The 12,972-nt window shown below is 44.4% G+C and carries 14 protein-coding genes; 12 read left to right on the forward strand and 2 right to left on the reverse strand.

The window, feature by feature from the left end:
* Both GMES_RS17345 and yciH read right to left on the reverse strand, forming a co-directional pair.
* On the reverse strand, positions 1-471 hold a 471-nt coding region (locus tag GMES_RS17345; RefSeq protein WP_039987732.1), incomplete at its 3' end, for a response regulator.
* A gap of 32 nt (positions 472-503) precedes the next feature.
* Positions 504-824, reverse strand: a complete 321-nt coding sequence (gene yciH, locus GMES_RS17350) for a stress response translation initiation inhibitor YciH (RefSeq protein ID WP_006994064.1) — start codon at positions 822-824, stop codon at positions 504-506.
* A 133-nt stretch (positions 825-957) separates the two neighbouring features.
* On the opposite strand from yciH, the gene GMES_RS17355 reads away from it, so the two are divergent.
* The 12 genes from GMES_RS17355 (at position 958) to truA (ending at position 12,959) form a co-directional block, all read left to right on the forward strand.
* Entirely contained in the window at positions 958-1,263 is a 306-nt protein-coding gene (locus GMES_RS17355) for an STAS domain-containing protein (RefSeq protein WP_006994065.1), read from the forward strand.
* Between the two features lie 33 nt (positions 1,264-1,296).
* The gene (locus tag GMES_RS17360) at positions 1,297-2,943 is read left to right on the forward strand and encodes a fused response regulator/phosphatase (protein ID WP_006994066.1); all 1,647 of its coding nucleotides are present in this window, start codon (positions 1,297-1,299) and stop codon (positions 2,941-2,943) included.
* A gap of 8 nt (positions 2,944-2,951) precedes the next feature.
* Positions 2,952-3,413, forward strand: coding sequence for a GNAT family N-acetyltransferase (locus GMES_RS17365; RefSeq protein WP_006994067.1), 462 nt, complete (start codon positions 2,952-2,954; stop codon positions 3,411-3,413).
* 80 nt (positions 3,414-3,493) lie between these two features.
* On the forward strand, positions 3,494-4,510 hold the full coding sequence (locus GMES_RS17370; RefSeq protein WP_039987744.1) for a Fe(3+) ABC transporter substrate-binding protein: 1,017 nt from the start codon (positions 3,494-3,496) through the stop codon (positions 4,508-4,510).
* A 33-nt stretch (positions 4,511-4,543) separates the two neighbouring features.
* On the forward strand, positions 4,544-6,196 hold the full coding sequence (locus GMES_RS17375) for an ABC transporter permease (RefSeq protein ID WP_006994069.1): 1,653 nt from the start codon (positions 4,544-4,546) through the stop codon (positions 6,194-6,196).
* Positions 6,189-7,235: an ABC transporter ATP-binding protein gene (locus GMES_RS17380; RefSeq protein WP_006994070.1), complete on the forward strand. Its 1,047-nt coding sequence runs from the start codon at positions 6,189-6,191 to the stop codon at positions 7,233-7,235. The genes GMES_RS17375 and GMES_RS17380 overlap by 8 nt, the downstream gene beginning before the upstream one ends.
* Positions 7,236-7,330: 95 nt before the next feature.
* Positions 7,331-7,780, forward strand: coding sequence for a tellurite resistance TerB family protein (locus tag GMES_RS17385; RefSeq protein ID WP_006994071.1), 450 nt, complete (start codon positions 7,331-7,333; stop codon positions 7,778-7,780).
* 527 nt (positions 7,781-8,307) lie between these two features.
* Positions 8,308-8,514 (forward strand): EF-hand domain-containing protein, encoded by a 207-nt coding sequence (locus GMES_RS17390; RefSeq protein ID WP_226990327.1) that lies wholly within the window; start codon positions 8,308-8,310, stop codon positions 8,512-8,514.
* 114 nt (positions 8,515-8,628) lie between these two features.
* Positions 8,629-10,032 carry a sensor histidine kinase gene (locus tag GMES_RS17395; RefSeq protein ID WP_006994075.1) on the forward strand — a complete coding sequence of 468 codons (1,404 nt, stop codon included), beginning with the start codon at positions 8,629-8,631 and terminating at the stop codon, positions 10,030-10,032.
* Positions 10,032-10,634, forward strand: coding sequence for a hypothetical protein (locus GMES_RS17400; protein ID WP_006994076.1), 603 nt, complete (start codon positions 10,032-10,034; stop codon positions 10,632-10,634). Before GMES_RS17395 ends, GMES_RS17400 begins: the two co-directional genes overlap by 1 nt.
* A complete protein-coding gene (locus GMES_RS17405; RefSeq protein WP_006994077.1) occupies positions 10,631-11,980 on the forward strand; it encodes a sigma 54-interacting transcriptional regulator in 1,350 nt (449 codons plus the stop codon). The genes GMES_RS17400 and GMES_RS17405 overlap by 4 nt, the downstream gene beginning before the upstream one ends.
* A 187-nt stretch (positions 11,981-12,167) precedes the next feature.
* On the forward strand, positions 12,168-12,959 hold the full coding sequence (gene truA / locus GMES_RS17410) for a tRNA pseudouridine(38-40) synthase TruA (RefSeq protein ID WP_006994078.1): 792 nt from the start codon (positions 12,168-12,170) through the stop codon (positions 12,957-12,959).
* Positions 12,960-12,972 lie beyond the last annotated feature (13 nt).

The following is a 12,972-nucleotide window of genomic DNA, read 5'->3' on the forward strand; positions in this document are numbered from 1 at the left end:
GCGGGCTAATTTGCTGTCATCTACCAACAAAACCCGCACTTGACGTACATCGAATAACTCGAGATCTAATTCTTCCGTATTAATCAGGTCTAGGGAGGCTTTTAATGCTCGGGATAAATTTTCTGTGCTGAACGGTTTGGGCAGCATTGCGGCAACACCGGCCTGCTTAAACTCTTCTAGCTTTTCAGGTCTGTTTTCTGATGACACCAGCATAAAGGGAATTGCACACAGTTCAGGCGAGTTTTTTATCGCTTTCAAGATGTCTAAGCCAGTGCCATCTTCTAAGTACATAGAGCTGACAACAAGATCTGCGCCTTGCTTGTGAATGGCGTCTATAGCCTCTGCTACAGTGCCAACGGCGTTAACATTTTCGACATTTTCTTTGTGTAACAGCGTACTGATGATTTTTCTTTGGGTATCGGATGGCTCGACTAAAATAATGCTTAAGTCAGCTAACAAAATTTTTTGCATGGTAAACCTTTTTATAGCGCTAGTGTGACGAATTATCCGCCGGCGAGTTTTACAGTGTAGCCGCGCTTTTCCAGCGCAAGCTTAATTTTATCTCTATTATCGCCTTGGATTTCAATAATGGCATCTTTTACTGCACCACCGGTTCCGCACATTTTTTTTAGCTCAGAGCACAAGGTTTTAATCTGTGTTGCGTCCATATCCATGCCTGATAGGGTGGTAACGCCTTTACCTTTGCGACCTTTGGTTTCTCGACGGATCCTAATAATTCCATCAGTTTTAGGGCGAGCAGGCTGGACTTTTTTAGTCTCAACTCTGCCACCATCTGTACTGTATACAAGGTTATCTTGGCTCATTTTCACTATCGCTTTGACTTGAATGATAAGGTTAAAAACGTGATTCTATTAAAAAAGCGCTGATCTTTATAGGAAAAATGAGCAAACTGCTATTTAATATACCGGTAATGAAGTGCAGTGTTAGGGAGTGAGTATGAGTTTGGAACGCAGATTTTCAGCTGATAAAAAACAATTAACGGTCGTGGCTGATGAAGTGTTTGATTTTGGAAAAGTGCAAGATTTTCGTGTGGCCTTTTCCACTGATATTGAAGATGTTGAAGCGGTGATCATCGATTTGCATAAAACCGCTTACATGGATAGCTCAGCGCTGGGAATGTTGCTTAATATGCAAAAGTTGTTATCTGGTAAGGTGACGAGCTTCAAGATTATTAATACCCGTCCTCAAGTGCTTAAAATTTTACAGATTGCACGCTTCGATAAAAAGTTCGAGATCACTTAGCCACTGACACGATTAACCGACCGGATCGTATTTATGCGTATACTTATAGTCGATGATGACTCCCTTAATCGATTTTTACTTTTGCATATGCTCGAACAAAAGGGTTATGTAGATTGTTATGAGGCTGAAAGTGGCCACGAGGCAGTGTCATTGGCTAAGCGGATCAATCCAGAATTGGTCTTACTTGATGTCATGATGGACGATATGAGCGGGTATGAAGTCGCACCAATACTCAAAGGTCAAGCCGGAGATATCTATTTACCGATTATCTTTATCACGGCACTGGATGATGAAGAAAGTTTAGTTCGCTGCTTAGAAGTAGGCGGTGATGACTTCGTTGCTAAGCCATTTAATAAAACCATTTTAGCGGCCAAAATCAGTGCTCATGCACGCACGCGCGAATTAAGCAAAAAGTCCTATGAGCAAAATCAACAACTGGTTTTTTATCGCAGTGCGGTCGAGCGAGAGCACAAAATTGTTGAGCACATCTTTTCGAATGCAGTAACTAACGACAAAAAATTGTTGCCGTATCTAGATTTCACGCTCATGCCAGCGACAGATTTTAACGGCGATTTATTGTTGTTTAGCGCGAGCCCTAACGGTGGGTTGTATTACTTAATCGGGGATTTTACTGGTCATGGTTTAGCCGCGGCTATCGGTGCATTGCCTGTCTCTCAAGCCTTTCATACTATGGCGAGTAAAGGATTGTCAGTCTTTGAAATGGCGCAAACCTTAAATGAAACCCTACTCAAACTATTACCTGGGGATATGTTTTTTGCCGCGGCGATTGTGCATGTTAGCAGCAGTGGTACGCGCTTTGAGATATGGAATAGTGGCATGCCGGATCTTCTGCTCTTTGATTTATATGGTCAAGTCATTAAGCGCTTTGGGTCTCAACACATGGCGCTGGGCATATTAGAACCCCATGAAATGGGCAAGGATGTTCAGTGGCATCAAGGCTTAGTGGGTGAGCGTTTACTGGCATTTTCAGATGGTGTAATAGAGATAACGGACGACGAGCAAAATATGCTAGGTGAGGAGCCTATAACGGATTGGGTTGCCCAAAAAGCTGATATTTCAGTTTCTGAATTATTCGAACATATAACAAATTTTAGCCATAATACAGACCCGCTAGACGATCTCACCTGCGTATCTTATACATGTCAGTCACTGTCTGCGCTCGCACGGCGTCAGCAGGTTACACATGTACCCTTTAATTTAAACCTTACTCTTGATGCTGAAACGATAATTGAAACAGACCCGGTTAAAAGTGTAATCAATATGGTTTGTAGCCAAATCGGTATGTATGGTTTACATGCTCGCTTATTTACCCTGATAAGTGAATTGTATAATAACGCCCTTGACCACGGAATATTGCAGTTAGATTCAAATCTAAAGCACTCCCCCGAAGGTTTTGAAGCATATTTTGACTTGCGTATGCAGCGCTTGGCGCAATTGAACCAGGCGCAGATTACCATTACGCTAACGTACGAGCCAACACAGAGGCGCTTGATTATCGTAGTGCGCGACTCCGGAGCTGGTTTTGATTACCAGCAATATTCTAAGCAAGTGGATTTAGAGAATTGCTTTGGACGAGGCATTCAGTTAGTCAATGAATTGTCAGATTCAGTACGATATTTTGAATCTGGAAATGCGGTTGAAGTGACAATTAACGTATGAGGTAGAAAATGCAAGCACAGCTACAAACCATCATCAGGAAAGCGCAGGTCAGTGATATCCAGTCGCTCGTCAATTTTAATCAATTGATGGCCAAAGAAACTGAAGATAAACAACTCGATAGCGATATTCTTACCTTAGGGGTCAGCAACCTAATAAATGACGCTAGCAAAGGTTTTTATTTGGTTGCAGAAATAGAAGAGCTGGTAGTTGGTAGTTTAATGGTGACAACAGAATGGAGTGATTGGCGAAATAGCGAGTTTTGGTGGATACAAAGTGTGTACATTGTGCCTCAGTTTCGCCGAAAAGGTTTGTATAGCGCTCTATATAATCAAGTCAAATCTTTTGGCGAGAAGGCCGGTAACGTTTGTGGCTATCGCTTGTATGTGGAGCGCGAAAACCGCGTGGCCCAGCGCACATATGAAGCATTAGCAATGGGCGAAAGTCATTATCTTATGTTCGAAGGGAAATAACCTTCGGCTAATTGATAATTATTCTCACTTGGGTTAGGCTGTTGGCTAATCTTAAAATATTATTTATGCAGGATATGAGTTTGAAACGATTTCTTAAACTGGTTGGATTAGTGAGTTGTATTTCGATGAGTGCGTTGGCCGAAGCGCAAGAGCTCAATGTGTACTCAGCCCGAAAAGAGGCGTTAATCAAACCACTCTTGGATAAATTCAGTGCCAGCTCTGGTATCTCAGTAAATTTAGTGACCGGTAAAGCAGATGCCCTTATTACGCGCTTAAAAAGTGAAGGTAAATACAGCCCTGCGGATATTCTCATCACGACGGATGTAGGCAGACTTCACCGCGCAAAAGAACAAGGTTTAACCCAAGCTATTCAAACTGATGAGTTCAAAGATTTAATCTCACCAAATTATATTGACCCTGATAGCAATTGGATAGGCTTTACCCTAAGGGCTCGCCCGATGATGGTGGCTCCAGAGCGTGTTGATATTACTCAGTTAACACGTATGGAAGATTTAGCCGATGAGCAGTGGCGAGGTAGAATTTGCGTGCGTTCTTCAAGTAATATTTATAATCAATCATTGGTTGCGGCTATGATTGCACAGCTTGGCGAAGAACAAACTCAGGCATGGTTAAACGCTTTTGTGAAGAATTTTGCACGCACACCAAAAGGTGGTGATCGAGATCAAATTAAAGCAGTGGTAGCAGGCCAATGTGATGTAGCCATTGCCAATACCTATTATCTAGCTGGCATGGCTAGTGATGGTGACGAGGCGACACGAGACACCGCCAGTAAAGTAAAAGTGGTTTGGCCAAATCAACAAGACCGTGGTACTCACGTTAACATTTCTGGTGCGGCGATTACCAAATACGCGCCAAATGCAGCGTCAGCGCAAAAACTAGTAAGTTTTATGCTCCAAGAAGAATCACAAGAGTGGTACGCAAAGACTAATCATGAATATCCTCTTCGCAGCGGTGTAGAGCAAAGTGTGGTGTTAACCACTTTTGGCGATTTCAAAGCTGAAGATATCGATTTATCACAGGTTGGGGAGTTAAATCGCCAGGCGGTTGTCCTGATGGATAAAGCTGGCTGGAAATAATCCGCTAGCCTCCTTAGCATTAGAACCCTTGATTTGAAAAACCGTCTTTGGCGCGAGCCTTGGTTATGGACCGTTACTGTCTTTAGTTTACTTTTGGCAGTACCGGTTCTTTTGATTTTTAGCAGCATTTTCATCCCGCAAAAAGCCTTATGGCAACACCTAATTGACACCGTACTCAGTGACTACGTTTATCACTCACTTTTAATTGCTTTCAGTGTTGGCGCCCTCACATTACTGGTGGGGACCAGCTTAGCGTGGTTGGTCGCAAGATATGAGTTTTCTGGGCGAGGGTCATTGCAATGGTTGATCCTTTTGCCCATGGCAATGCCTGCCTATATTTTGGCATACACCTACACAGGTATGTTGGATGTAGCTGGGCCACTACAAACGCACTTGCGCGCGTTTTTCAACTGGACTTATCACGATTACTGGTTCCCTGATGTGCGCTCAGTGGGCGGCGCTATATTGATGTTATCACTGGTATTATATCCCTATGTTTATATGCTTGGACGCACCGCTTTTAGTGAGCAATCGGCCAGCTTTTATGAAGCAAGCCGCAGTATGGGCGTAAGCGGCTTTGCTTATTTTCGTAAAGTCGCTTTTCCGTTAGCGCGACCTGCTATTTTAACCGGAACGGCGCTTGCCATGATGGAAGCGTTTGCTGATTACGGTACCGTGCAATACTTTGGCATAAGCACGTTTACTACGGGGATATTTCGCACGTGGAATGGCTTGGGAAATGCTATAGGCGCTGCGCAATTGGCAGCTGTGCTGACAAGTTTTGTGTTAGTACTGCTTCTGATAGAAAAGCACTCTAGACGTCGGTTACGCTATTTTCATCAGGGGCAAAAACAGCACAGTGTGAAGCGCTTGAGTTTGTCTCCCATCAAGAGTTTTTGGGCTGTGGTAGCGTGTCTAATTCCTGTTGCATTGGGGTTCATTATCCCGTGTGTTCAGCTCATCATTTGGGCGGTCGAGCGCGCTTCCTCACAGGTTGACGCTCAGTTTATGGTCTTAATATGGAACAGCTTTTATTTGGCGGTGAGCGCGGCGCTTATCGCCGTTGGCTTGGCATTGCTATTTTCTTATGCTAAGCGTTTACGCAGTCACTGGCTACTCAATAGCCAAGTACAGCTGGCGAGTTTAGGGTATGCCATACCCGGCACCGTGATTGCTATCGGCGCTATGCTCATGTTAAGCGCGGCAGATGACGCGGTGAATGCGCTGACGGAGGCCTTGTTTGATACCAGTGTAGGGTTAATTTTTTCTGGCACATTGGTTGCGCTCTTGCTCGCCTATTCTGTGCGCTTTTTGGCTGTGGCTATGCATAATGTCGAAGCGGGCTTGCAGCGAATTAAACCCAGTATGGATGACGCGGCTCGCTCTATGGGGCTGTCTTCTTTTTCGGTACTCAAAAAGGTGCATGTTCCTTTACTAAGGGCCAGTGTGCTAAGCGCTTTATTGTTAGTATTTGTTGATGTGCTAAAAGAATTGCCAGCAACGCTTATACTGCGCCCCTTTAATTTTAATACACTTGCCGTTCGTACATTTGAATTAGCCTCCGAAGAGCGACTTCAAGATGCAGCTGTGCCTGCCATCACTATTGTTATGGTTGGGCTACTTCCCGTCATATTGTTAACACGGGCGCTGGAGTCAACAAAACACAAGTCGAGTTCGCATGCTTAGTTTACATAATATCAATGTCGCTTATGACACCAAAACGGTGGTCAATGGCGTGTCATTTTCGATATCCGCTGGAGAAATCGGCTGTTTATTGGGCCCCTCAGGCTGTGGGAAAACTTCGATTTTACGCGCCATCGCAGGCTTTGAGCCTGTTACTCAAGGCAACATTCAGTTAAGAGGTGCTGAAGTTGCCAGTGAGCAGATTCATATCGCCCCGGATAAACGTAAGGTGGCGGTAGTATTTCAAGATTTTGCACTATTCCCTCACCTGAATGTGGCTCAGAACATTGGCTTTGGCTTGCTTAACAGTACATCCCAAGAAAGAGTCCGGCGGGTTGATGAGTTGCTCACCTTAGTAGGATTGCCTGATATCAGCGCGCGATATACTCACTCTTTATCTGGCGGCCAGCAGCAGCGAGTCGCTCTGGCTCGTGCGCTGGCGGTTAAGCCTGATTTATTGTTGCTTGATGAGCCATTTTCTAGCCTCGATGCTGAGTTGCGCGAAGACTTGGCGCAAGATATCAGGCGCATACTTAAACATGAAGGGACCAGTGCGTTGTTGGTCACCCACGACCAGCATGAAGCGTTCGCCATGGCGGACACCATAGGTGTCATGCAAGATGGACAATTACTACAGTGGGCGACAGCCTATCAACTTTATCATCGTCCAGTGGACAAGTTTGTTGCATCATTTATTGGGCAGGGCACCTTACTGCATGCAAAGGTCGTTGACGGCCGCCATATCTCAACAAAGTTAGGCGTTTTTGCTTTAACGGATGAACAGACGCGCTTATTTTCTGAGTCGCATACCCTAGACGTGCTCGTCAGGCCTGATGATATAATTCATGACGACAGTAGTCCTAATGTGGCCATGGTGTTGTCGCGGGCATTTAAGGGCGCGCATATACTTTATGAGCTTGCGTTGAATGATGACCCAAGCGCTAAAGTGTTGTGTTTAGCGCCTAGTCACCACGACCACGCGTTAGGTGAGCATATTGGCATTCGCTTAGATTTAAAACATCTGGTGGTGTTCAACGCCTAAAGCGTACTGTTTATCGAGACTTGCTGTATGTCCCCTTGTTTTCTGCCTAATAATCAATAGATATACAGTTAAGGTTTAGCATATGAGAAGTGTTTATGATTACAAAATTAGTGAATTGGTTTGAAGAGAAGACTCGTCAAAATGAGGAGTCAGGCCAGGGAGGCTCGCAAGAAGTTGCCACAGCCGTTTTATTATATGAGTTGATGCGGGCTGACGGTGATTTTAGCGCTGAAGAGCAACACGCTTACGAGCAAATATTACGCTCTCATTTCTCCCTTGATGATAGTCAGCTGAACGAGCTGCTTGCATTGACTAAAGAAAAGGCATCACAAGCAACCGACTTCTCACAGTTTACACGGGTGATCAACGCGACCAACTCGGTGGCGCAAAAGCGTGGCATCATTGATGGTTTATGGAAAATAGCCTATTCAGATGACGTGATTGACCCTGAAGAAGAGCACATGATCAGGCGAGTGGCTGATTTGCTTTACATTCCCCATAGCCAATTTATTAAAAGTAAGCTTGCCGCTTCAGGTGAATTATAAACGTATAGCGCTGGGTGTTGCTGATAATAGACACCTTTAAGCGCGTATAAACCCTCCACGTTGTTCGAATTTACAGCAGTGTATTTAGGCTGCGAAAACTTTCACTATCCATGTCTTAAATTTGCGACATTATTATATTTCCCGTTCTATTGTGAGGCATGAAAGCTTGGCTAACTAATTGATTAGTATGGATTATTAATTTGTGGCTCAATTATTGTTATACCAAAGGTGTAATCGTGCTTTTCCCGACTGGTTCCTCGGGTATTTTTTGCAAGGATAGTGGGCACGGTGAGAATAGTAATGGTCAATACAGATACTGTTATTGGCTGCGATGGCGTTTGCAACTAATGGCTCTTATTATTCTTAGTTAAGCTTGCGAGCTGCGCTAATTGCTGGGCACGGATGCCACTTGTATTTTCAACGAACCCAATTAGTGCCTTGGTGCTGCGGATATTAAAGTTATGAAACTTGCTCTTACGTTTTCTCATTCTGTTTGCTTTTCCCTTCTTCTTTCGAGTAGCTTTGCTTTGGCTATTCCACACCAGTCAGGTGATGATATTTTACAACGTTTAGATAAAAACGCCGATGGAGAGATTTCCATCAAAGAAGCGGTGGCAGATCCAATTATTCTAGAGTCTTTTAGCCGAATCGATATCAACGGTGACGGACTTATCAGCCGTCATGAGCTCACAAGTGTACATGTAAGGCGTTCCCATGGCGGTGGATTGAACTAAGCATACCGATTGACCATGCGTTGGCAGTTAAACCCATGATATTTACTGCCTAGTGTCACCACCTTTTGTTATTATGCTGGCGAATTAGGAAGGAATAGATTGTTAGGATTGCCGATGCAACTTGGATCGTTACGCCAGCTCACGCTAGTTAGCTTTGCGCTAGTATTAGTCCCTTTGGTTGTGCTGTTATGGCATAGCCAAATTACATTAGGAAGAATGGGAGAAATCGCCACCAACGAAGCCGAATTTTCAGTGGCTATGGTTAGGCGGGTTAACAACTTGGAAAGCTTTTCGGTGGACATTGAGCGACTCATCCGCCAGTACCATGTGTTAGACAAACCCGAGTTAAAAGAACTCTCAGATAAATATGTTCAGCGCTTTACTGAATCCCTTGGTAGCTTATGTGTGAAGCTTGAAAACTCCCAAGAATGCAATGTGCTGAGCGACCGCCTTACGTGGTTTAGAAGTTACGATAGGTTAAGCGACCAATTGCTACTTGATGCGCAGTTAGCTGAATTTCGCCGAGCGTTGACTGAATTGGGAGCAAGCGTGGACTCTTTGCTCGACGACCGAATTAAACAACGTCAAGCGTATGTAAGTTCAGTTCAGCAGACGCAAGCATGGTTGACGGCTTTGCTGGTGAGTATTAGTTTGATACTGATTATTTTTGGCAGCCAGTTAATTTTGCGCCCTGTACGAAAATTGGAGCATGTTATTCAGGCAATTTCGCTGCAAGAAGACGAATTGCCAGAAATTTCCAACTCGGGGCCTAAGGAGCTTATTCTAGTTGAACGCAAACTCCATCGCCTTTCAGACAGGTTAACTCAGCTAGAACACTTGCGCCATGCGTTGTTACGTCATGCATCTCATGAGTTGAAAACACCACTGGCGAGCATCAAAGAAGGTTGCTCGCTGTTAACTGAGCAAGTGGTAGGGGAGCTTAACGATCGGCAAATGGAAGTGATGTCTTTGCTTAACAGTAGTACAGACCGCCTTAATACCTTGATTATGCAGTTGCTTGATTACAATTTACTACTCCAGCAGGCAAAGCCGGATTTTCAATGGTTAAAAACCTCAGCTTTGATGGAAGACTTCATCACAGATAACCGCCTAGCGCTGCAACAGAACAAGCATGAGCTGGAAACGAAAATAGAATTGCCGCAAGTGTACGCAGACGCCCACTTATTTAGGCGTATTCTAGATAATTTGCTGTCAAATGCCATTGCCCATGGCAGCAAGGGACGGCCAATCAATATTAAGCTGTACCAAGAAAAACACGTTCAGGTGTTAGACGTTTCAAACCGAGGGCAAAAAATATCACCTGAACAAAGGGCCATTTTATTCGAGCCATTTAATCGCGGTGAAGGAAAACGTAACGACCGTATTATTGGTTCTGGGCTAGGGTTGTCGATCGTTGCCGATTGTGCGCGTATGATGCGAGGGAAAGTTGAAATTGTCGACGTGGATTATGCGGATGTGTGCTTTCGCGTTTCAATCCCCTTAACTGAGAAAAAGTAATGAAAACGAAAATAATAAAAGCAGGGATAAGCTTGCTCGTTTTGAGTTTGGCTGGTTGTAAATTGGTACCAGAAAATGATGTGATTGTTGAACGTCAAGAAGTACTGCACGAAAGAAACTATTGTTTATATCAAGCGCCTGACGCATCCGTAGAAAAAAACTGCGACATTAAATATTGGCTTAATTATTGGCTTGATGGCGATGAGATGACATGGGCACAACGTAAAGCAGAAATTGCCCTGTTGTCTGATAGTCCCCAAGACCAACTACGTAAAATATTACTTTGTCAGGGCAAAGATACTCCTTACCAAGATAAGTTGAGGTCACAGTCTTGGGCGCTAAATCTGATAAAGGAATTCGATGGGGGCATGCAAGACATGCTCAGCGTCATGATTTACCGCCCAAGTCAGGTGTTGCTTGAATCAGAATCAGCAGTGGTGACACTAAGTAAGATTAACGGTGGCCAGTCCACTCGAATTGAAGAGCAGCAAGAGTTGGTTGATCAACAAAGACTGCAAATTGAACAACAGCGAAATCAAATTGAACAGCTATTAAAAATCGAAGCGTCAATTATGGATAACGCTAAAGGAGATCCTAAGTGAGTAAAGTTGAAGCGTCGTTAAAGCCACAAATATTACTTGTAGATGATGACGAAAGTTTACTACGTTTAATGGCCATACGCTTAGAAGGTGAAGGTTATAGTGTGCAAAGTGCAGAAGGCGGAAAAGAAGCGCTGCGCTTGATGAATACCCAAAATTTTGATGCGGTATTAAGCGACCTTAGAATGCCAGGGTTAGATGGCTTAAGTTTATTTGAAGAAATTATGTCTTTGGGTAAAGACCTGCCGGTGATTTTGATGACAGCCCACGGCACAATCCAAGATGCTGTTGAGGCGACACAAAGAGGTGTATTTGGCTTTCTTACCAAGCCGATTGATCATACCGAGTTGCGTGACCTATTGGCCAAAGCGGTGAGTCAAAGCCAAGGTTCGCAAACAGGTGCTTGGCGTGAACAAATCATCACGCGCTCCATGCAAATGGAGCAGTTATTAGACCAAGCCCATCGCGTAGCGCAGCGCGATGTCAGTGTTTTGGTCAGCGGGGCAAGTGGAACGGGTAAAGAGTTATTGGCCAATGCTATCCACAAAGCCAGTAAAAGGGCAAATAAACCGTTTGTGGCGATCAACTGTGGTGCTTTGCCTGAAAACCTGCTTGAGTCAGAACTTTTCGGGCATGCCAAAGGGGCCTTTACAGGCGCTGTGAATGAACACCAAGGCTTGTTTCGCGAAGCAGATGGCGGCACTTTGTTTTTAGATGAAATTGGTGACATGCCAACGCCGTTGCAAGTTAAATTACTTCGCGCATTGCAAGAGCAGGTTATTCGTCCTGTGGGTAGCAGTAAACAAATTCCGGTTGATGTTCGCATTATTTCGGCAACTCACAAAAATCTTGCCACAGAAATGAGTGAAGGGAATTTCCGTGAAGATCTGTATTATCGCTTAAACGTGGTGAATTTAACGCTGCCAACGCTGCGTGAACGCTCAGAAGATATTCCATTGCTGGCTCGTTATCTACTTAAGAAAAGTGCCGAGCGCCATGAAGTGCGTGTAAGCCGTTTTTCTGATGATGCCATGCAATTGTTGACCACTGAATTGTGGCCAGGCAATGTGCGCCAGTTAGTCAATGTGGTCGAGCAGTGCGTTGCTTTAACGCAAACCTCTGTGATTGCAGTGCACCTTGTTGAGCAAGCGCTGTCGACGTCTGAGCAAAAATGGCCAACCCTCACCGAAGCGCGGGATGCCTTCGAACAGAGTTACCTGCTAAAACTGCTTAAAATGACTGACGGAAACGTCACTCGTGCTGCTGAAATTGCCGGTCGTAATCGCACGGATTTACATAAGTTGATGAAGAAACATGATTTGCACTCTACTGATTTTAAGCATGACTAATGGCTAATTAAATCAAATAAGTGATGGGTTACCCCAAAAACGCGAATAATGTTATTCGCGTTTTTTGTTTTTAGGGAATGTGGTTTTATTTTTAGTAAAAGAGAGGGGATTGCGCAAAGTTAGTGCAACACATTCCCGTTTTCTGTTTTAGAATACACGGCAATTTTTCAAAGAGGTAAGTAGTTAAATGCGAATAGCGTTAGGAGTTGAATACGATGGTGCCCGCTTTCACGGCTGGCAAAGGCAAAATGAAGTCATAAGTGTACAGCAGCACTTAGAGGAAGCCTTGACGCGTATTGCTAACGAACCTATCCGCGTTGTGTGTGCAGGACGCACTGATGCGGGTGTACATGCGACAGGGCAGGTGGTGCATTTCGAGACGACTAGCCAGCGCCCTGATAGGGCATGGACACTGGGTATCAACACGTACTTGCCAGATACAATATCTGTGCGCTGGGTAAAAGCCGTGCCTGAGGATTTTCATGCTCGTTTTTCTGCAACCGCCAGGCGTTATCGCTATATCATCTACAACAACACGTTGCGCAGTGGTATTTTGGCTAATGGCGTGACGCATATCTACGGCGATCTTGATCATGAATTGATGAACGAAGCCGCGCAAAAATTAGTGGGTAAACATGACTTTAGCTCTTTTAGAGCAGTGAACTGTCAAGCGAAAACAGCGACCCGCACCATGTCCCATATTCGCGTTAAGCGTATGGGCGACTATATTGTGATTGATGTACAAGCCAATGCTTTTTTACATCATATGGTGCGTAACATTACTGGTACTTTGGTGGCCATTGGTCACAAAGAAAAGCCAGTGGAGTGGGTAGACGAATTATTAGAGGTCAAAGACAGAACGAAAGCCGGCATTACCGCGCTGCCAAACGGTTTGTATTTAGTGCACGTTACTTACCCAGAAACGTTTGCGCTGCCAAAATTAAAAATGGGGCCTTTATTTCTCGAAGATGACTTCTAAGACCAGTTTTATT

The organism is Paraglaciecola mesophila KMM 241, assembly GCF_000315015.1.
In the GTDB taxonomy this organism is placed as follows: domain Bacteria; phylum Pseudomonadota; class Gammaproteobacteria; order Enterobacterales; family Alteromonadaceae; genus Paraglaciecola; species Paraglaciecola mesophila.